The sequence below is a fragment of the Streptomyces sp. NRRL WC-3742 genome (assembly GCF_000720635.1).
In the GTDB taxonomy this organism is placed as follows: Bacteria; Actinomycetota; Actinomycetes; order Streptomycetales; family Streptomycetaceae; genus Kitasatospora.
The window spans coordinates 1-18,659 of record NZ_JOCF01000107.1 but is presented as its reverse complement, the minus strand read 5'-3'; the positions used below and the strand labels follow the sequence as shown (position 1 = coordinate 18,659).

Below are 18,659 nucleotides of genomic sequence, written 5' to 3'. Positions count from 1 at the left end.
TCCCCCTCCCCCCGCCACCCAACGCCCCCACACGCAGGAAGTCGCCCCACCCGACTCCCTGCGCAACAACCCACGTGCCAACCACCACCCCGAAGCCCCACCAATCGCGCCCCCAGCACCCGCGCACACGAAAGCCCGGCCCGCCCACCACTGAACCTCGCGCAGCCACCGCACAGGAAGTCGACCCCACCGACCTTCCACGCAACAACACCCCTGTTACCAGCCTGGCCACTTCGCCGCACAAGAAGTCGACTCCTACGACTTCCTGTGCGACTGCCCCTGCCGACAACCTGGCCAGCTCACACCGATGTGCCATCGCTCAAGGCCACAACGCGTCCATACGCAGGAAGTCGCCCCACCCGACTCCCTGCGCAGCAACCTGCTTGCCAACAGCCAGGCGTCCCTTGGCCGCCCCACGCCGAAGCACCACCAATCGCGCCCCCAGCACCCGCACACACCGAAGCCCGCCCCGCGCACCATCCCGGGCAACCCGCCGGCCCCCATCGGCCCCCATCGGCCAACAGCCTGGCCAGCCCGCACCAATGCGCCATCCCTCACGACCCCAGCGCATCCATGCACAGGAAGTCGACCCATTCGACTTCCTGTGCAACCACAGATCCCTCACCGAACAACCAGCCTGCTCGGTGACCACTCCGCCGCACGAAAAGTCGATCTCACCGACTTCCCCACGCAACCACCGCACCTCGCACGCTCGCACTGCCCCAACCCACCCCCGGCCACCCCCAGCCACCGCCGCTCTCCCGCGCAGGAAGTCGACTCCGCCGACTTCCTGCGCAACCACAGCACCGGCAGCAGCGGCTCGACCCGACCGCACAGATCATCGGACACCAAACACGGCAGCCCGCCCGTAGGGTCGGGCGCCGTGACCGACTGGACCGGGGTGCGCGAACGGGTTCTGGCTCTGGCATCCGTGCCGGGCAGCGGCAAGGTGTTCGGGGCGAGGGCGCACGGTTTCGCGCTCGATGCCCCTCTGACGGCCACCGAACTGGCTGACCTTCAGACGTGGCTGGATGTTGACCTCCCCGAGGACTACCGCTCGTTCCTGCTGCAGGTCGGAGCCGGCGGGGCCGGTCCGGCCTACGGCGTTCTCCCGGTGCGGCGCGATGGTTCCGCCAGCTGGCACGGGGCGGGTGAACTCCTGGAGCCCGTCGAGCCGGGTGTGTTCGCCGAGCCGTTTCCGGGAGGGGCGGATGCGGCGGCGACGGTGGCGAGTTCGAAGACCTCGCCGATCTCGACGCGGCCCTTGAGGCATGGGAAGAACGTCTGGGCGAGGTTCAGTACGACCCTCGACGCACGGCCGGGGCGATCTTCCTCTGTGACGAGGGCTGCGGACTGGTGGTCTGGCTGGTCGTCACCGGATCGGAGCGCGGCCGGATGTGGCGCGACCCGCGCTGCGACGGCGCGGATCTTCGTCCGACGTCCGCACAAACTCGGTCGGTTCGCCTCCCCCACGGCTGTCGTGCGTCGATTCCTAGGCCAGGCTCAGCAGGTGGTCGGTGGGGGCGTAGTCGATCTTCCGGTCGACGTAGATCCCCGGTTGCCCGTCCTTCTGGCAGCGCAGGCCCACGGTCACCCAGCGGACCGACCCGTCGCCGCCGAGTTCGAACCCGACCGCCACCTCGAATTCCTCTCCCCCGCAGGGGCAGCAGGCCGTGCCCGGGTCGGCCTCCTCCCAGACCTCCTCGCTGTCGGCGATGTACGCCGGGTTGCCGCAGGCGCAGCACACACGCCCGGCCGCGCCCTGCTCGTCGTCGACGACCACGTGGAACCGGCGTCCGCCGCACTCATCGCACACGGACGCGACGACGTTCACGGGGCGGTCCCCGGCAGCGTCCCGGAGGAACTCCGCGAGCTCCACGGAGACGCCCTCACCTATCCGATCGTCAGCATGCACAATCTTCACCCCTCAGCGGGCGCCCCATGGTGGCGCTGGTAGTGGCGGGCGGCGCGGGCCCGGTTGCTGCAGGAAGCCTTGCAGAACTCCTGCCGCCCGTGCTCCTTGAGGAAGTACCGCACGCACCGGGGCGCCGTACAGGCCCGCAGTCGCGCCACGTCCGGGCCGCTCAGGAACGCCATCGCCGCCCGCGCCAGCGCGGCCACGAGGCCGCCACCCCCCGCTCCGACCGGGTGCAGCCGTACGGCCGGAGCACCGCCCTGCGGCCAGTCGAGCCGGGGGGCCACCGGGCACCCGGCCGCAGCCGCGTTCAGGCGGGCCACCGCCTCGTCCACCGGCAGCAGCCGGTCCGCATCGGCCCGGCTCGGCGGCGCCGGGCTCACCGCGCGGGCCAGCAGCGCCCGCAGCGCGGCCCGTACGGCGAGCACCTGCTCCCGGTCCGCGTCAGCGGGCCCCGCCCCGGCGCACCCCTCCGCCGCGAGCAACTCCCGTACGGCGGTGAGCCATTCGGCCAGGCCGCCGACCTCCGCGAGGTCGTCCGCGACGCCGCCGTTGCCGTCGTGCCGGATGGTGCCCGCCAGCTCCAGGGCCAGGTGCCGACTCGTCGCCACGGTCCTTCCGCCTCCCAGCACTCTTGATCGCCACGTCGGTGACAGTCTATCGTCCTAACGGTTTCACCTCCATTTACCGTTAGGCACGACGACAAGGCACCCCATGCCCCTCCTTCTCGCCCAGATCAGCGACCCCCACCTCGACGGCACCGACCGGGCCCGCGAACGCACCGCCCGCGTCATGGACTACCTGCGCACCCTGCCGACCCCCGTCGACGCGCTGCTCGTCACCGGCGACATCGCCGACCACGGATCACCCGCCGAGTACGAGGAGGCGGCCCGGCTCCTGGCCGCGCCCTTCCCCGTCCTCACCTGCCCGGGCAACCACGACGCCCGGGGGCCGATGCGCACCGGCCTCCTCGGGGAGCCCTCCTCGGACGGTCCGATCAACCGCCTCCACCGGGTCGGCGGCGCCGCGATCCTGATGTGCGACTCCAGCATCCCGGGCGAGGACGACGGGCTCCTGGACGACACCACCCTGGCCTGGATCGACTCCACCCTCGACGAACTTCCTTCCGGCACACCGGCGTTGCTCGCCTTCCACCACCCGCCGGTCGCGCTCCACCACCCGCTCCCCGACGGCTACGCGCTCCAGAACGACCAGGCCCTCGCCGACCTCCTGGCCCGCCACCCCGAGGTGGCCGCCCTCATCACCGGCCACGCCCACACCCCGGCCGCCACCACCTTCGCGGGGCTGCCCGTCATCGTCGGCCCGGCAATCACCTGGACCCTGCGCCTCCCCTGGGAGGGCGACCAGCCCGCCGACCGCGACCAGCCCCCGGCCCTCGCCTTCCACATCCTGGACGACCGGCACCGCCTGACCACGCACTTCCGCGTGGTCCTGCCGTGAGGCTTCTGTCCGTCCTCGCGTACCTCGTGGCCATAGCCCCGCTCATCGCCACCCCGGGCACCAGCCTCGCCCTCCTCACCCACCGGGTGAGCACGGACGGAAGCCGCGCGGCCGCGCCCGTCATCCTCGGCACCGTCACGGGCCTGTACATCCACGCGACCCTTGCGGGGCTGGGCCTCTCCACCCTGGTGATGCGTTCGAGCGAGGCGTTCACCGCGATCCGCCTCACCGGCGCGCTCTACCTCCTCGGCCTCGGCATCTGGACCTGGCGCTCAGCCGGCACCAGTCGCCGACCCCGACCCACCGCAGATACCACCCGCGCCGCACGCACCGCACGCACCGACCGCTCCACCTACCGGCAGGCCCTGCTCGGCAACGTCCTCAACCCGAAGGCCGCCTCGATCTTCCTCACCCTGACCCCCCAGTTCCTCACCCCCGGACACCCCGTCCTCCCCCAGATCCTGCTGCTCGCCACCGCCCAGGCCCTCCTCGTCACCACCTGGCTCCTCCTCTGGACCCCTTTCCTCACCCGCACCACCCCCACCCTCCGCCCCTTCCTCACCCGCCTCACCGCCGCCACCCTCATCGCCACCGCCCTCCACACCGCGACCCCCTGACCCCACTGCGCAGGAAGTCGGCCACGCCGACTTCCTGCGCAATCGCAAGCAGAGGAGGCACCGCGCCAGCAGGGCGGCCGGCGCCGGGCGGGGGGCGGCATACGCGCAGGAAGCCCGAAGGCGTGTGCGTGCGGCCGAGCCGTAGCACGCTGATACGAATGAGAAGCCCGTGCGCAGGAAGTCGGCCCCGCCGACTTCTCACGCGCAGCAGCCGGAAACCCAGCGGGTGATGGCGCCGTGCCGATGGATGGCCCCGCATGAGCAGAGCGCTCGCGAGGCGAGGCGCCGGGGGTGGGGGTGGGGGTGGGCAGCATGTGTGCAGGAAGCTGGTGAGCGGTGGAGCCGCACCGCACCGGTGCCCGTGGGGCTTGCGCGCAGGAAGTCGGCCCCGCCGACTTTCCGCGCACGCGCCACCATAATCGGCACATGCTGAGACTCGGTTCCATCGTCCTCGGGGTTTCCGATCTGCCGCGTGCGGCCGCGTTCTGGGAGGCGGCGCTGGGCTATGTGCCGCGGGAGGAGCCGCAGGACGGGTGGGTCGTCCTGGTGCCGCCCGAGGGGGTGGGCGGGGTGCAGATCGCTCTGGGGGTCAGCGAGTCTCCCGTGCAGGAGCGCCCCCGGGTGCACCTGGACCTGTACGCCGACGATGCCGCCGAGCAGGCTGCCGAGGTCGAGCGCCTGCTCGCCCTCGGGGCGCAGGACGTCGACTGGGACCTCTATCCGGAGGACCCTGACTTCGTCGTGCTTGCCGACACCGAGGGGAACCGTTTCTGCATCATCGACATCTCCCACTCCTGACCACCCCACTGCACAGGAAGTCGGCCACGCCGACTTCCTGTGCACGCGCCACAAGGGAGCCACCGATGAGCAGCGCCGCCCGTTACCTCTACCTCGCCCGGCACGGGGAGGCGTTGCCCGACGAGAGTGGGCTTTCCGGGCGGGGGGAGCGGCAGGCGGAGCTGCTCGGGCAGCGGCTGGCGGGGCGGCCGATCTCCGCCGTCCACCACGGTCCGCTGCCCCGCGCCGCGCAGACCGCGCGGCTGGTCGCCGGACACCTCCCCGCCGCCGCCCTCGCCGTCTCCGAGCACGCCGGGGACTACGTCCCGTACGTGCCCGAGCGGGCCGAACTGCCGGCCGACAGCGCCGACTTCCTCCTGGAGTTCCTCTCCCGCACCACCCCCGAGGAGCGCGAGCACGGCCCGGCCCTCGCCGCGCAGGCGATGGAGCGCTTCACCGGCCCGGTACCGGGCGACCAGGAGCGCCACGAACTCCTCGTCACCCACAACTTCCTCATCGCCTGGCTGGTCCGCCAAGCCCTGGACGCCCCGAGGTGGCGCTGGCTCGGCCTGAACCACGCCAACGCCGGCCTCACCGTGCTGCGGTGGGCGCCCGGCCGGCCGCCCGCCGTCCTGCTGCACAACGATCAGCGGCACCTGCCCGCCGACCTCCGCTGGACGGGGTTCCCGGCCGACCACCACCTCTGAGCGGGCTCAGCTCGGCCGGTCCGCGAGCTTGAGCCAGACGACCCCCGCGATGATCAGCGCGAGCCACCCGGCCTGCACGGCCGTGAGCCTCTCGTCGAAAAGGACGGGGCCCAGCAGCGCCGCGCCCACCGAGCCGATCCCCGCCCAGACCGCGTAGCCGATCCCGACGTCGACCGTGCGCAGCGCGGCGCTCAGCGCCCACAGCGTCAGCAGGAAGAACACGACGGCGACCAGCGACCACCACAGCCGGGTGAAGCCGTGGCTCCCGCCGACGCAGAGCGCGTAACCGACCTCGAAGGCGCCGGCGAGGAGGAGCATGAGCCAGGAGTCGGCCGAGGAACGGCGGACGGCGCTGGTGCCGTGGGCGGTACCGGTGGCGGTGTCGGACATGAGGACGGTTCCTTTCGTCGATCGTACGAGGAAGTGGGCGTAACTCTCAGGCCGCGCCGCTCAGTTGCAGCCCGACGACGCCCGCGATGATCACGGCGACGCCCAGCGCCTTGCGCCAGTTCAGGCGCTGCCCGAAGAACAGCGCGCCCAGCAGGGTGATGCCGACGCCCGCGACGGACGTCCAGATCGCGTAGCCGACGCCGACGTCGAAGGTGAGCAGCGCCTTGCTGAGGAAGTACGTCCCGATGGCGCCGCTGATCAGCGTCGCGGCCGTCCAGCCGCGGTGTTTGAAGCCCGCCGCCTTGCCCGCCGCGATGGCGACGGCGATCTCGAAGATGTCGGCGATGGCGAGGTAGAGCCACTGCATGGGTGTCCCCCGGAGACGAGAAGCAGGTAGTTGCTTGTACGTGCATACTCTTGGAGGCCGAGCGGAGCCCGAGCTCCGATCGGCCGAACACCAGAAGCTTGCATGAGCAAGCATCAGTCCGTCAAGACGGGCTCAGCCCTGCGCCACCCGCAACGCCTGTACGGTCGCCGCCAGTTCGGGATCGCCCATCGCCGTGTTCAGTGTCGAGGACAGCACCTCCGCGTACGTCGCCCGGGCGACCTGGTAGCGCTCGCGGCCCTCGTCCGTGATGACGGCGTAGACGCCGCGCTTGTCCGTCGGGCACAGGTCCTTGAAGGCGAAACCGGCCGCCTCCAGGCGCCCCACCAGCCGCGTCACCGAGGACTGCCCCAGGCCCACCCGGTCCGCGAGGTCCTGCATGCGCAGCTCGCTCGACTCGGACCGGTGCAGGTGCTCCAGCGAGCGGTACTCCGACAGCCCTATCCCGTGCCGGCGCTGCAGGGCCGTGGCCAGCTCGCGCTCCACGCGCGCGTGCAGCGCGAGGACGCGCCCCCAGGCGGCCTGGTCGGACGTGCGCGCGGGCGCATCGGGTGACGTCGCCATGGCGTCTCCTCCTCACTGTGGGTGATACGGCCAGAATACATGCACATACAAACAACCTCCCGCTTCCGGCCCCCAACCTCCTTTTCAACCCCCTTGCCACCACTGATACTTGAGCCTCCTCGACCGAAAGGCCCCGCCCTTGTTCCGCCGCCCGGGCCCACCGCCCCACCGCGTCCCCACCCACCGCGAGAGCGCCGACGAGTGGGGTGAACGGATCGCCGTCCTGAGCTCCACCCCGACCGGCTGGTTCCCCCTCCTCGGGCGGATGTCCAACGACGACTACCTCTGCCACCTCGACGTGAACTACCACCTGGAGCGCGAGTTCGTCGCGATCGTCCAGACCTCCCGGCCCGTCCCGGAGCACCACCGGGTCAAGTCGTTCACCAGCCCGCAGTCGCAGCTCCTCACCTACCTCGCCAACTCCGACCGCGTCAGCCACTCCGCCATCCGCGACGGATTCGGCGCCCCCCTCGACACCACCACCACCCGGGGTGTCGTCCGCCTCGACGGCACCGACATCCCCGTCGAGGTCCACCACTCGCACGGCGCCAGCAGCGCACTGGTGCCCGAAATCCCGGGCCAGCACGGCTGCTTGATCGTCACCGCCGCCGACGAGCACTGGGCCGTGGCCACCGACCTCATCCTCCGACCGCCGACCGCCTTCTGAGCCCGGTCCGCGAGTTTTCACCCCAAGGTGGGGTTTGGCTCAACACCCCACCCACCACCTGCCGAGAAGCCAACGGGGTGGCGGCGCTGAGGGCCGCCACCCCATCGACGACCACCCCATCGACGACCACCCCGCGGCGGCAGATGCCGTGTCACAACTCCGCATTAGTCGCGGCTCGCGGCCGTCGCGGAGATCCTGGCGCTACGTGCCCGTGTCAGAGGCGCGCGATAGAACAACAGGGGGATCCACGGGGAGGGGAAGCCAGGTGGAAGACATACGGGCCGTGATGGCCGCGATGCCGCGCGAGGTCAAGGACGGGCTGCGCTACGAGACGGTGCCCTGGGAGCGGTTCAACCACTACTTCGGCACCGGAGCGGACGTGCCGGGCCTGCTGGAGACGATCCGCCTCGGCGACGACACGGCCTCCGGCCACGCCGTCGGAACCCTGTGGAACCGGATCTGCCACCAGGGCACCACCTCCGCCGTGGGTGCCCTGACCGTGCCGTTCCTCATCCGCATCGCCCTCGCGTTTCCCCGCGACCGCGCCGCCCTCCTCCGGCTGGTCGGCTCGGTGTCACGCGAGTCCAACTTCGGCGACACCTCGCGCGACCACCTGCTCTGCACCAACGACCCCGACCGATCCGGATGGTACGAGCCCGGCGGCGGCCTGGTCGCGTGGACAGTCCAGGCCGCCCGGACCGCAGCAGCAGCCGACGCCGACATCCTGCTGCACCTGCTCGACGACTCCGAGCCCGGCGTCCGCTGGAACGTCGCCTTCACGCTGGCAGTGGTTCCCCGCTCCGTCGGCGAGGTTCCTGACCGGCTACGCGCCCGGCTGGCCGTCGAGGACGACCCGGCCGTACGGGCCTCCCTCATCCTCGCCATCGGCCAACTCGCCTGGGAGCAGCGCGATCCGGCAACCGCCGAGCAGATGCGGGTGTGGTGGCGGGACGAGACCCGGCCCGACGACGTACGGGTGAGTGCGGGCCTCGCCTGGCTCTGTCTCGTCGAGGGCGACGTCCCGGACGAACTCCACGAACTCTTCGACACCCTGGTCACCGAGCAGTTGACGGCCCGCCTCTCCCCGGTCCCGTGGCTGAGCAACGTGAATGACGACCACGGGCTCCCCGACTGCATCGAGCAGCTGTGCCACCCCGAGCGCCCCACCCGTCAGGGTCGGGCCCTCACGGCGGTACATGACGCGCTCCTGGAGCAATTCGGATCCGGAACGACGCGACTATGACCTCCCCCACCCCCACCGGGAGTTGATCTCCCTGCCACCTGCATAGTCGGATGAGACGACCATCCCGACGAAGGAAGTCACCACCGTGGACGAGACGACACCCTCCCGGACCGCGCTCTTCGAGGAGCACCGCCCGCACCTGCGCGCCGTCGCGTACCGGATGCTCGGCTCGATCACCGAGGCCGAGGACGCCCTCCAGGAGGCGTGGCTGCGCTACGACCGCACCGACACCTCCGAGGTGACGAACCCGGGCGGCTGGCTGACCACCGTCGTCTCCCGCGTCTGCCTCAACCTGCTGCGCGACCGCGCCCAGCGCCGCGAGGACCCCCTCGAACCGGGCACCGGCATCCCCGACCCGCTCCTGGGACGCGAGGGCGTCGTCGACCCCGAGCAGGAGGTGCTGCTCGCGGACTCGGTGGGCCTGGCCCTGATGGTGGTGCTGGAGTCGCTCTCCCCCGCCGAGCGCGTCGCCTTCGTCCTGCACGACCTGTTCGCGGTGCCCTTCGAGGAGATCGCCCCGCTGATCGAGAAGACCTCCGCCGCCACCCGCCAGCTCGCCAGCCGGGCCCGCCGCAAGGTGCAGGGGCAGGCACCCGCGCCGGACCGCGACCTCGGGCGTCAACGCACCGCCGTGGACGCCTTCTTCGCCGCCGCCCGCACCGGGGACCTGGACGGGCTCCTCGCGGTGCTCGACCCGGACGTGGTGCTGCGCTCGGACGGCGGCTCCGTCCTCGCCCGGCACACCGTGGTGCTCACCGGCGCCGCGACGGTCGCGGGCCAGGCGGCGCTCTGGGGCACGCTGTCGCCGTTCGCCCGCCCGGCGCTGGTCAACGGCACCGCGGGCGCGGTGGTCATCGGCGACAACGGGCGGGCGCTGTCGATCATGGCGTTCACGGTCGTGGACGGCTCGATCAGCTCGATCGAGGTCATCGCCGACCAGGAGCGGCTGGCCGCGATGGACCTGTCCGCATTCCACTGATCCGCATTTCACGGATCCGAGTTCCGCTGATCCGAGTTCCGCTGATCCGAGCCCCGGGCTGATCCGGACTCCGCCGACGAAGGAGCTCGGCGTCCGACGGACCGCCCGTCACCACCCCTGCTGGGAGACCCAGTCGGCGAGGTGCCGGGCGCAGTCGTCGACCGACTCCTTCCAGGTGCGCACGGCGCCCTCGCCCGCCTCGTCGCTGACGTGCTTGACCAGCCGCACCGGCACCCCGGCCCGGTGGGCGACGGTGGCGACGGCGTAGCCCTCCATGTCCACCAGGTCCGCGTGCCGCGCCAGCCGCTCGCGCGCGGCCTCCTCGGAGACGAACAGGTCGCCGGTGGCGAGTACCGGCCCGTCGCCCTTGGAGACGACCAGCGGGGCGCCGTAGTTGCGCCCGGTGAGGGCGTACAGGGCGGGGGTGTCCAGGTCGTGCTGGATCACCTGGGCGACGTGGTGGGTGCCCTCCAGGCCGGGGCGCAGCGCGCCGGCCGTGCCGAGGTTGACCACCTCGGAGGGCTTCTCGCCCTGGGCGAGGACGGTGGCCAGTGCGACGGCGGCGTTGACCTTCCCGATCCCCGTGAGCAGCACGGGCAGGAGGTCGTCCAGGTGCGCCGCCTCCTCGCGGACGGCGACGACGAGCAGCGGGCGGTCGGGGGCGATCGTTCCAAGCAGGCGCATGGGGCCATCGTACGGAGCGGGGCCCGCCGCGCACCGGATCCCGGAGCCGGTTCCCGCAGCCGGGTTGCGCGGCCGGGTCGCGGGCCGGGTTGCGGACCCCGATGTTCCGGTGGGTTCAGGGAACCGCGTAGGGTGCAGCCCGCGTCGGACGGAACGCCACGGCACGCCACGGGAGGACCACCGTGCGGGCACGGCACACGAACCGTGCGCGACATGCTCAAGATCCACGCAAGTCGGGTGTGGCCGGGGGGAGTCACGGCCATACTGCTGGCAATGGCCGGGCGCCGGAGGGCGGGACCGGCAGAGGGGGAGGATGAGGCGGGTGGCGACACCAGCAGGCAACGGCGCACCTGGCGCCGCAGGACCGGCGCGGCCCGGCGGCCCGCCGACCGCACCAGGAGGCACGGGACAGGGCACAGCGCTGGTGGTACCGGGGGGCACCACGGCGACCGCACCCGCCGCCACGGCGACCCCGGCCACCACACCGGCCAGGCCCCCCGCCCCGCGCACCCCCGTCGCCCTGGCCACCGGCTTCGGCGCCCGGCTGTCCCACGCGACCCGCACCGCGCCCGGACGGCTGCGGATCGCCGGCGCGCTGCTCGCGACGCTGACGATCGCCTTCGGCGCCCTCACCGCCTGGCAGTTGGAGACCCGCGCCCAGGCCGCCGACCGCGTGGTGGGCTACAGCCAGCCGCTCAGCCGGGACGCCGCCGAGATCCACCGCAGCCTGGCCGACGCCGCCACCACCTCCGCCTCCGGCTTCCTGCTGGCCGGCGCCGAGCCGAAGGCCGTCCGGGAGCGCTACGAGGCGGACCTGAGGACGGCCTCCCGGCTGCTCTCCGAGTCCGCCGCCCGCACCACCTCCACCTCCCCCGCGCGGGACACCCTCTCCGAGCTGAACCAGCAACTGCCCGTCTACGCGGGCCTGGTGGAGACGGCGCGCGCCGACAACCGGCAGGGCATCCCGCTCGGCGGCGCCTATCTGCGCTACGCCTCCGAGCAGATGCAGACGGTGCTGCTGCCGGCCGCCGCCCGGCTGCGCGACATCGAGGACAAGGAGCTGGCCAAGGACTACGCCGAGGCCGAGTCCTGGCCCTCCGCCGCGTACGGCCTGGCGCTGGTGACCCTGCTGGCGCTGGTGTGGGTGCAGAGGCAGCTGTACCGCCGCACCAACCGGGTGTTCAACATCGGCCTGCTGGGCGCCACCGCCGCGATCCTCGCGGGCGGGCTCTGGCTGACCACCACCGGGCTGACGACCAGTTCGGCGCTCAGGCGCAGCGACCACGACGGCGCGACGCCGCTGCGGGCGCTCAACTCGGCCCGGGTGGACGTGCTGTCGGCCCGGCTGTCGGAGAACCTGCACCTGGTCGCGCGCGGTTCGACCGGCAAGTACCTCACCCAGTGGGACGAGGCCACCAAGCGCCTGGCCGGCACGGACGGCCCGGACGTGCGGCTCGCCCAGCGCAAGGGCTCGATCCCGGAGGCGTACCGGATCGGCCCGGCCGCCTCGGCCAAGCCGCTGGAGGAGGCCATCGCGGCCTACGACCAGTGGCGTCAGAGGCACGACGTGGCCCACGCGCTGGAGGTCGACCGGGCCGACTACGACGACGCGCTGAAGGCCACCGTGTCGGACACCGACACCACCGGCACCGCCGACGCCGCCTTCAAGCAGGCCGACGAGGCGCTGGAGCGCGCCGCCAAGGCCGAGCAGAAGCTGTTCACCGACGCCGCCGAGGGCACCGGCAACGACCTGCGGATCGCCGCCGTCGCCGCCGCCGTGCTCGCCCTGGTCGCCGCGGCCGCCGCGCTGCGGGGCCTGGGCCGCCGACTGGCCGAGTACCGCTAAGAGGGGGACCGACTCAGATGCGCAGGACCACCGCACGCACCCGGCCGGCCGCCGCGCTGGCGCTGCTGACCGCCGGGGCGATCGTGCTCGCCGGCAGCGGCCCCTCCGGAGCCGCGCCCACCACCCCCGTCGCCGAGAGCGCGCCGCAGGCCGTTCAGCAGGAGACGCAGGGGACGGACGACAACTGCGACGTGTACAGGAGCGTGCCGCCGAGCACCGAGGACGGCCCGGCGGTGAAGGTCATCAAGGCCAAGCGCCAGCTGGTGATCGGCGTCGACCAGAACAGCTTCCGCTGGGGCGCCCGCAACCCGAACAACGGCCAGATCGAGGGCTTCGACATCGACCTGGCCCGCGCCATCGGCGCCGCGATCATCGGGGACCCGGACAAGGTGATCCTCAAGCCGGTGGCCACCGCCGACCGCGTCGACGCCGTCCAGAAGGGCCGGGTCGACCTGATCGTGCGCACCATGACGATCAACTGCAAGCGGATGGAGCAGGTCGCCTTCTCCAAGCCGTACTTCAACATCAGCCAGCGCGTCCTGGTGCCGAAGACCTCGACGGCGAAGACCCTCCAGGAGGCGATCAAGGGCCACACGGTCTGCGCCGCCAAGGGCTCCACCGCCGAAGCCTTCCTGACCAAGGACGCGACGGCCGCCAAGCTCGCCCCGGTCGAGAACCAGCTGGACTGCCTGGTGCAGCTGGAGCTCGGCAAGGTCGACGCCATCATGACGGACAACGGCCTGGCGGCCGGTCAGGCCGCCCAGGACCAGGCCGTGAAGATCCTCGACGGCGAGGTCCAGCCGGAGGTCATCGGCGTCGCGATGCTCAAGACCAGCCCCGACCTGACCGCCAGGGTCAACCAGGTGCTCGCCGACTACTACAACAGCGGCGCCTGGCGGCAGTCCTACGACCGCTGGCTCAAGCCGTACATGGTCAACGAGGCCGACCACTACTGGCCCGGCCAGCGCTGAGCGGGACACCGGCCGGAGCTCGGGCCGGCGCGGGCGGGCGGCGCGTTCACGCGCTCTTGACGCCCACCGCCCGTGCCGCCCGGACGGCCACCGGCTAGGGTTCGGGACGATCACCGTGGGCAGGCCCCGTGGTGGACGACGGGGGTTGTCGTGCGAACACGCGTCACCGACGCGCGGGCGCACGACCGCACGTGAGGAAGGAAGGACACCGCCGTGGCGGCATCGGCTGGCCCGGTACTGAGCCGGGAGGAGGTGGACCGCGCGCTCGCCCGCCTCGGCGCGGAGCGCGACGCGGTCGAGTCGGCGCTGCTCGCGCTCCAGGACCACCCGGGCCTGCGGCTGCTCGACGGGGCCGAGCTGACCGGGCGCACCCAGGAGCGCTGGGCCGTCGCCGGCAAGGGCCTGCCGCTGCTGTGGGCGCTGTTCGACCGCTACTCGGAGGCGCTGGCCTCCGCACGCGCCGTCAGGGCCCGCAAGGCCAAGCCCGGGGCGCCGGAACTCGCCGAGCTGAGCGAGCTGTTGACGGGCGACGCGGTGACCGTCCCCGGCGGCGCGGTGCCGGACGGGCCGCAGCTGCTGGGCGCGCCCGCCAAGCTGGTCGAGCGGATCAGCCTGGACGCGCTGATGACGCGGATGAACTCCTGGTACGCCAGCGTGCTGGAGGTGGTCAGCGCCGCCGACGCCGTCTGGTCGGCGCTGCCCGCCCGCATCGACCTGCTGCTGGCCGAGCTCAACCGGGTGCAGACCCTGGCCCTCTCGCTCGGCGTCCGGGCCGGCAGCCACCCTCTCGGGGACGACCTGACCGCGCTGGCCGCCGACCTGACCGCGCTGCGCACCGAGGTCCGCGAGGACCCGCTGGCGCTGTGGCGCCCGGCCCGGGTGCCCGCCCAGCGCGGCACCGTCCCGGAGGGCACGGCCTTCGCCACGCCCACCGGCGTCGTCGACACCGAGCGCTTCGACCACGCCGGCCGGGCCCTGGACGGCGTCCGCATGGAGCTCGAGGACGTCCTACGGCTGCGCGACGACGCCGAGGAACGCCTCCAGGGCGTCGGCGACCTGCTCCAGCGGGCCGACGCCACCCTGGCCGAGGCCCGCCGGGCGCGCGGCGAGGTGCTGGCGAAGATAGCCTCCAGCGACGTCCCCGCCGTCCCCGGCCCGGCCTCGGCGCTGCGCGAACGGATCGTCACCGCACTGGAGTTGCGCCAGAGCGGGCAGTGGGGCCGGCTGGCGCCGATGCTGGACGCGCTGGAGGACGCCGCCGCCAAGGAGCTGGAGCGGGCCCGGCAGTCGCTCACCGAGGTGACCCAGCCGCTGGCCGTCCGCGCCGAGCTGCGCGGCCGGCTGGACGCCTACAAGGCCATGGCGGCCCGGCTGCGGGTCGCCGAGGACCCGGAAGTGATCGAACGGTACGAGAAGGCGCGCTGGCTGCTGTGGAGCGCGCCCTGCGACCTGCGGGCGGCGGCCGCCGCGGTGGCCCGCTTCCAGCAGTCGCTGCGGCCGGCCCAGACCGAGGCCGACGCCCAGGCTGGACAGGCTGGACAGGCTGGACAGGCAGCACAGGCAGTGGAAGCGGCCGGCCAGACGCCGGTCGACGGACAGGTTCAGGGGGGCTGAGGTTGATGGGCGAGACGTGCGTACGTCCGGAGTGCTCCGGCAGCGGCAGTATCGACGCGGACGGCTACTGCGACGAGTGCGGCCTGGCACCCGCGGGCGCGACCGGCACCGGCAGCACGAGCACCGGCGCGAGCCCCGGCACGACGACCACGGGAGCCGGCTCCCCCTGCCCGAGGGACTGCTCCGGCACCATCGACGCGGACGGCTACTGCGACGAGTGCGGCCTCGCCGCCGCCGAGGCGGGAACGACCGGCAGCACCCAGCCCCACATCCCCTCCGCCCGCGTCAGCCCCGACTCCGCCCGCAGCGGCTCCGTCCGCTCGATGTCGGCCCGCACCGGCTCGGCCCGCTCGATGTCCGGCCGCTCCCGCTCCCACCGCTCCACCCGCACCGGCAGCAGCCGCTCCGTCTCGGTGCGCTCCACCCGCGGCACGGGCACCGCCGGCGCCCGCAACCGCCTGGGCGCGGGCCTGGTCACCGTCCCCACCGTGGCGACGGCCGACCCGGCGCAGGCCGTCCTGGCCAACCCCGAGGTGCCCGAGCGCAAGCGGTACTGCTCCAAGTGCGAGTCCCCCGTGGGCCGGGAGAAGAACGGCCGCCCCGGCCGCCCGGACGGCTTCTGCACCAAGTGCGGCACGCCGTACTCCTTCACCCCCAAGCTGCGCCGCGGCGACCTGGTCGGCGGCCAGTACGAGGTGGTCGGCTGCCTGGCGCACGGCGGCCTGGGCTGGATCTACCTCGCGGTGGACCGCCGGGTCAACGACAAGTGGGTGGTCCTCAAGGGCCTGCTGGACACCGGGGACGAGGACGCGCTGGCCGCCGCCGTCGCCGAGCGCCGCTTCCTCGCCGAGGTCGACCACCCCAACATCGTGCGGATCATCAACTTCGCCGAGCACCCTGACATGCGCACCGGCTCCACCGACGGCTACATCGTCATGGAGTACGTCGGCGGCAAGTCCCTCAAGGACATCGCCAACGACCGCCGCACCCCGGACGGCCGCCGCGAGCCGCTGCCCGTCGAGCAGGCGATCGCGTACGCCCTGGAGGCGCTGCCGGCGCTGGGCTACCTGCACAGCCGGGGCCTGATCTACTGCGACTTCAAGATCGACAACGTGATCCAGAGCGGCGACACGCTCAAGATCATCGACATGGGCGCCGTCCGCCGCTTCGACGACGAGGGCGCGATCTACGGCACCATCGGCTACCAGGCCCCCGAGATCGCCACCGACGGCCCCTCCCCCGCCTCCGACCTCTACACCGTCGCCCGCACCCTCGCGGTGCTCACCTTCGACTTCCAGGGCTACAGCACCACCTACCGCGACACCCTGCCCGGCCCGGAGGAGGTCGAGGCGTTCGCCCGGTACGAGTCCTTCTACCGCTTCCTCGTCCGCGCCACCGACCCCGACCCGGCCCGCCGCTTCTCCTCCGCCGAGGAGATGGCCGACCAGCTCACCGGCGTCCTGCGCGAGATCCTCGCCCTCCAGGACGGCCAGCCCCGCCCCTCGCTCTCCACCCTGTTCGGCCCCGAACTGCGCGTCGTGGACACCGAGTTGGTCCTGCCCGCCGAGCAGCCCGGGCAGCTGCGCCTGACCCCGCTGGACCCGGCGGGCGCCGCCCTGGCCCTGCCCGTCCCCCGGGTCGACCCGGACGACCCCAACGCCGGCTTCCTCGCCACCCTCCTGGCCACCGACCCCGAGGAGGCGCTCGCCGCCCTGGCCCCGCTCGGCGACTCCGTCGAGCGGCGGCTGCGCGAGCTGCGCGCCCGGCTCGAACTCGGCCGCCCGGCCGAGGCCCTGGAGACCCTCAAGGGCCTCGAGAGCCAGCACCCCGACGACTGGCGGGTCGTCTGGTACCGGGGCCTGCACGCCCTGGTCACCGCCGCCGGCGCCGCCGAACCCGAGCCCGCGCTGCGCGCCGCCGCCGAGGCGTTCGACGCCGTCTACGACGCCTTCCCGGGCGAGGCCGCCCCCAAGCTGGCCCTCGCCGTCTGCGCCGAACTGCTCGGCGACGGCGGCGACGCGGCCGAGTTCTACCGCCTGGTCTGGACGACCGACCACGCCTACCTCGGCGCCTCCTTCGGCCTGGCCCGGGTCCGGCTGAGCGAGGACGACCGGCCCGCCGCCGTCGCCGTGCTGGAGTCCGTCCCCGCGTCCTCCAGCCAGTACACGGCCGCCCGGATCGCCGCCGTGCGCGCCCGGCTGCGCGAGCGCCCCGCCACCGACGACCTCACCGCCGACCTCACGGCCGGCTCCGCGCAGCTGTCCGCCCTCCGGCTGGACGACCGGCGCCGCGAGGAGCTGTCCGTCGAGGTGCTGGAGGCCGCGCTCGGCTGGATCGGCGCCGGGTCGCCCAGCGCCCGGCAGAACGCCGGGTCGACGACCGTCCTCGGGCGGCCGGCGGTGGACAGGGAACTGCGCTTCGCCCTGGAACAGTCCTACCGGGTACTCGCCCGGCTGGCCGGGCGGGCGGAGAAAAGGATCGAGATGGTGGAACGGGCCAACCGCGCCCGCCCCAGGACGTGGGTGTAGCCGATGCCGCAGCAGACCGAGTGCCCGAGCTGTTTCGAGCCGATGGACCCGGAGGACGCCTTCTGCAACCGGTGCGGCGCCGGCCGGGACGGCCGGACCGCTCCGGGCGCCATGCCCGCGAGCTGGGCCTCCGCCCAGAACGCCCCCCACCCGGAGGCCGTCCCCGCCCAGCGCGGGCCGCTCTGCGTGCACTGCGGGCAGCCGCGGGTCACCCCCGACGGCTACTGCGAGGGCTGCGGCGGCGCCCAGCCGCGCCCGCGCGACCACATGGAGAAGGCCCTCGCGGGCGTCGCCGGGGTCAGCGACCGCGGCGTGCGCCACCACCGCAACGAGGACTCCTTCACCGTCGCCGCCACCTCCCTGCCCGGCGGCGAGCCCGTCGTGGTCGCGGTGGTCTGCGACGGCGTCTCCTCCTCGGACCGCCCCGACGAAGCCTCCGAGACGGCCGTCGACGCCGCCTCCGAGTCGCTGCTCTCCTCCCTGGAGGCCGGCCGCGACCACGAGGAGGCCATGCGCCAGGCCGTCGCCGACGCCGCCAAGGCCGTCGCCGACCTCGCCACCGACGGCTCCGCGCCGCCGCGCCCCGAGGTCAACGCCCCCGCCTGCACCTACGTCAGCGCCATCGCCGCCGGCGGCCGGGTCACCATCGGCTGGGTCGGCGACACCCGGGCGTACTGGATCCCGGACGACCGCGCCGCCGCCGAGCCCTACCGGCTCACCCAGGACGACTCCTGGGCGGCCCGGATGGTCGAGGCCGGTCTGATGGGCGAGGCCGAGGCGTACGCCGACCCCCGCGCCCACGCGATCACCGGCTGGCTCGGCGCCGACGCCGAGGAGGTCGTGCCGCACACCCTCGTGTTCACCCCCCACGTGCCCGGCGTGCTGCTGGTCTGCACCGACGGCCTGTGGAACTACGCCGAGGCGGCCACCGACCTGGCCTACTTCGTCCGCCCGGACGCCCGCACCGAGCCCCTCGCGGCCGCCCAGACCCTGGTGAAGTTCGCCGTCGCCGCCGGCGGCCACGACAACATCACCGTCGCCGTGCTGCCGATCGACCCGCCGCCCGTGGCCGTCGAGGAGGCCGAGCAGACGCCCACCGCGCTGGACCTGCCGATCCTCAGGCGGCCCGCCGCGGCCCCGGCGCCCCTCGACGGCGACGAGGAGGACTACGAGCCGACCCTGCCGGACCTCCCGGTGATCGGCTCCCCCGCCGCCCCGCTGCCCCCGACGCCGCCCGCGCCCCCGGCCGTCCCGGCCACCGGCCCGGTCCCGCCCGCACAGGCCCCGCCCGCCCCCGCCGCGCCCCCCGTC

General features: G+C 73.3%; 18 protein-coding genes. 12 read left to right on the top strand and 6 right to left on the bottom strand.

Annotated features, from left to right (window positions below):
- Nucleotides 1-1,492 precede the first annotated feature (1,492 nt).
- Nucleotides 1,493-1,834: a hypothetical protein gene (locus IH61_RS0137630; protein ID WP_234327507.1), complete on the bottom strand. Its 342-nt coding sequence runs from the start codon at nucleotides 1,832-1,834 to the stop codon at nucleotides 1,493-1,495.
- Between the two features lie 86 nt (nucleotides 1,835-1,920).
- Complete coding sequence (locus tag IH61_RS0137625; RefSeq protein WP_031078486.1) at nucleotides 1,921-2,526, bottom strand: CGNR zinc finger domain-containing protein; 606 nt, start codon at nucleotides 2,524-2,526, stop codon at nucleotides 1,921-1,923.
- Between the two features lie 103 nt (nucleotides 2,527-2,629).
- Between IH61_RS0137625 and IH61_RS0137620 the strand changes: the two genes are divergently transcribed.
- From IH61_RS0137620 to IH61_RS0137605, 4 genes are all read left to right on the top strand, one after another.
- The gene (locus IH61_RS0137620; RefSeq protein WP_031078485.1) at nucleotides 2,630-3,376 is read left to right on the top strand and encodes a phosphodiesterase; all 747 of its coding nucleotides are present in this window, start codon (nucleotides 2,630-2,632) and stop codon (nucleotides 3,374-3,376) included.
- Nucleotides 3,373-3,993, top strand: a complete 621-nt coding sequence (locus IH61_RS0137615; protein ID WP_031078483.1) for a LysE family translocator — start codon at nucleotides 3,373-3,375, stop codon at nucleotides 3,991-3,993. Before IH61_RS0137620 ends, IH61_RS0137615 begins: the two co-directional genes overlap by 4 nt.
- Before the next feature lie 426 nt (nucleotides 3,994-4,419).
- The gene (locus tag IH61_RS0137610) at nucleotides 4,420-4,791 is read left to right on the top strand and encodes a VOC family protein (RefSeq protein WP_031078479.1); all 372 of its coding nucleotides are present in this window, start codon (nucleotides 4,420-4,422) and stop codon (nucleotides 4,789-4,791) included.
- 65 nt (nucleotides 4,792-4,856) lie between these two features.
- Nucleotides 4,857-5,477 carry a histidine phosphatase family protein gene (locus IH61_RS0137605; protein ID WP_031078478.1) on the top strand — a complete coding sequence of 207 codons (621 nt, stop codon included), beginning with the start codon at nucleotides 4,857-4,859 and terminating at the stop codon, nucleotides 5,475-5,477.
- A gap of 6 nt (nucleotides 5,478-5,483) precedes the next feature.
- Here the strand turns inward: IH61_RS0137605 and IH61_RS0137600 are convergent, their stop codons facing one another.
- The 3 genes from IH61_RS0137600 to IH61_RS0137590 all read right to left on the bottom strand — a co-directional run bounded on the left by IH61_RS0137600 (nucleotide 5,484) and on the right by IH61_RS0137590 (nucleotide 6,816).
- Complete coding sequence (locus IH61_RS0137600; RefSeq protein ID WP_031078475.1) at nucleotides 5,484-5,867, bottom strand: DMT family transporter; 384 nt, start codon at nucleotides 5,865-5,867, stop codon at nucleotides 5,484-5,486.
- A 46-nt stretch (nucleotides 5,868-5,913) separates the two neighbouring features.
- Complete coding sequence (locus tag IH61_RS0137595) at nucleotides 5,914-6,234, bottom strand: DMT family transporter (RefSeq protein WP_031078472.1); 321 nt, start codon at nucleotides 6,232-6,234, stop codon at nucleotides 5,914-5,916.
- Nucleotides 6,235-6,366: 132 nt separating this feature from the next.
- On the bottom strand, nucleotides 6,367-6,816 hold the full coding sequence (locus IH61_RS0137590; RefSeq protein ID WP_031078469.1) for a MarR family winged helix-turn-helix transcriptional regulator: 450 nt from the start codon (nucleotides 6,814-6,816) through the stop codon (nucleotides 6,367-6,369).
- 139 nt (nucleotides 6,817-6,955) lie between these two features.
- Here IH61_RS0137590 and IH61_RS0137585 point away from each other — a divergent pair, with 139 nt between their 5' ends.
- From IH61_RS0137585 to IH61_RS0137570, 3 genes are all read left to right on the top strand, one after another.
- Nucleotides 6,956-7,483 carry a hypothetical protein gene (locus tag IH61_RS0137585; protein ID WP_031078466.1) on the top strand — a complete coding sequence of 176 codons (528 nt, stop codon included), beginning with the start codon at nucleotides 6,956-6,958 and terminating at the stop codon, nucleotides 7,481-7,483.
- 265 nt (nucleotides 7,484-7,748) lie between these two features.
- The gene (locus tag IH61_RS43635; protein WP_158845766.1) at nucleotides 7,749-8,726 is read left to right on the top strand and encodes a HEAT repeat domain-containing protein; all 978 of its coding nucleotides are present in this window, start codon (nucleotides 7,749-7,751) and stop codon (nucleotides 8,724-8,726) included.
- An 85-nt stretch (nucleotides 8,727-8,811) separates the two neighbouring features.
- The gene (locus tag IH61_RS0137570) at nucleotides 8,812-9,705 is read left to right on the top strand and encodes a sigma-70 family RNA polymerase sigma factor (RefSeq protein WP_031078460.1); all 894 of its coding nucleotides are present in this window, start codon (nucleotides 8,812-8,814) and stop codon (nucleotides 9,703-9,705) included.
- 108 nt (nucleotides 9,706-9,813) lie between these two features.
- Here the strand turns inward: IH61_RS0137570 and IH61_RS0137565 are convergent, their stop codons facing one another.
- Nucleotides 9,814-10,389 (bottom strand): nucleosidase, encoded by a 576-nt coding sequence (locus IH61_RS0137565; RefSeq protein WP_031078458.1) that lies wholly within the window; start codon nucleotides 10,387-10,389, stop codon nucleotides 9,814-9,816.
- A 322-nt stretch (nucleotides 10,390-10,711) separates the two neighbouring features.
- Between IH61_RS0137565 and IH61_RS0137560 the strand changes: the two genes are divergently transcribed.
- The 5 genes from IH61_RS0137560 to IH61_RS0137540 form a co-directional block, all read left to right on the top strand.
- Entirely contained in the window at nucleotides 10,712-12,235 is a 1,524-nt protein-coding gene (locus IH61_RS0137560; RefSeq protein ID WP_234327506.1) for a hypothetical protein, read from the top strand.
- A 17-nt stretch (nucleotides 12,236-12,252) separates the two neighbouring features.
- On the top strand, nucleotides 12,253-13,206 hold the full coding sequence (locus IH61_RS0137555) for a glutamate ABC transporter substrate-binding protein (protein ID WP_037973889.1): 954 nt from the start codon (nucleotides 12,253-12,255) through the stop codon (nucleotides 13,204-13,206).
- Nucleotides 13,207-13,419: 213 nt separating this feature from the next.
- The gene (locus IH61_RS0137550; protein ID WP_063763349.1) at nucleotides 13,420-14,820 is read left to right on the top strand and encodes a hypothetical protein; all 1,401 of its coding nucleotides are present in this window, start codon (nucleotides 13,420-13,422) and stop codon (nucleotides 14,818-14,820) included.
- 5 nt (nucleotides 14,821-14,825) lie between these two features.
- Nucleotides 14,826-17,348: a serine/threonine-protein kinase gene (locus IH61_RS0137545; RefSeq protein ID WP_031078449.1), complete on the top strand. Its 2,523-nt coding sequence runs from the start codon at nucleotides 14,826-14,828 to the stop codon at nucleotides 17,346-17,348.
- A gap of 3 nt (nucleotides 17,349-17,351) precedes the next feature.
- Nucleotides 17,352-18,659 (top strand): PP2C family protein-serine/threonine phosphatase (locus IH61_RS0137540; RefSeq protein WP_063763348.1); only part of this gene is annotated, 1,308 nt, incomplete at its 3' end.

What these genes read in the sequence shown, in the direction of transcription:
- IH61_RS0137545 (WP_031078449.1), top strand. Translation starts at nt 14,826, where the DNA reads ATGGGCGAGACGTGCGTACGTCCGGAGTGCTCCGGCAGCGGCAGTATC.
- IH61_RS0137605 (WP_031078478.1), top strand. Translation starts at nt 4,857, where the DNA reads ATGAGCAGCGCCGCCCGTTACCTCTACCTCGCCCGGCACGGGGAGGCG.
- IH61_RS0137600 (WP_031078475.1), bottom strand. Translation starts at nt 5,867, where the DNA reads ATGTCCGACACCGCCACCGGTACCGCCCACGGCACCAGCGCCGTCCGC.
- IH61_RS0137590 (WP_031078469.1), bottom strand. Translation starts at nt 6,816, where the DNA reads ATGGCGACGTCACCCGATGCGCCCGCGCGCACGTCCGACCAGGCCGCC.
- IH61_RS0137565 (WP_031078458.1), bottom strand. Translation starts at nt 10,389, where the DNA reads ATGCGCCTGCTTGGAACGATCGCCCCCGACCGCCCGCTGCTCGTCGTC.
- IH61_RS0137555 (WP_037973889.1), top strand. Translation starts at nt 12,253, where the DNA reads ATGCGCAGGACCACCGCACGCACCCGGCCGGCCGCCGCGCTGGCGCTG.
- IH61_RS0137620 (WP_031078485.1), top strand. Translation starts at nt 2,630, where the DNA reads ATGCCCCTCCTTCTCGCCCAGATCAGCGACCCCCACCTCGACGGCACC.
- IH61_RS0137610 (WP_031078479.1), top strand. Translation starts at nt 4,420, where the DNA reads ATGCTGAGACTCGGTTCCATCGTCCTCGGGGTTTCCGATCTGCCGCGT.
- IH61_RS0137595 (WP_031078472.1), bottom strand. Translation starts at nt 6,234, where the DNA reads ATGCAGTGGCTCTACCTCGCCATCGCCGACATCTTCGAGATCGCCGTC.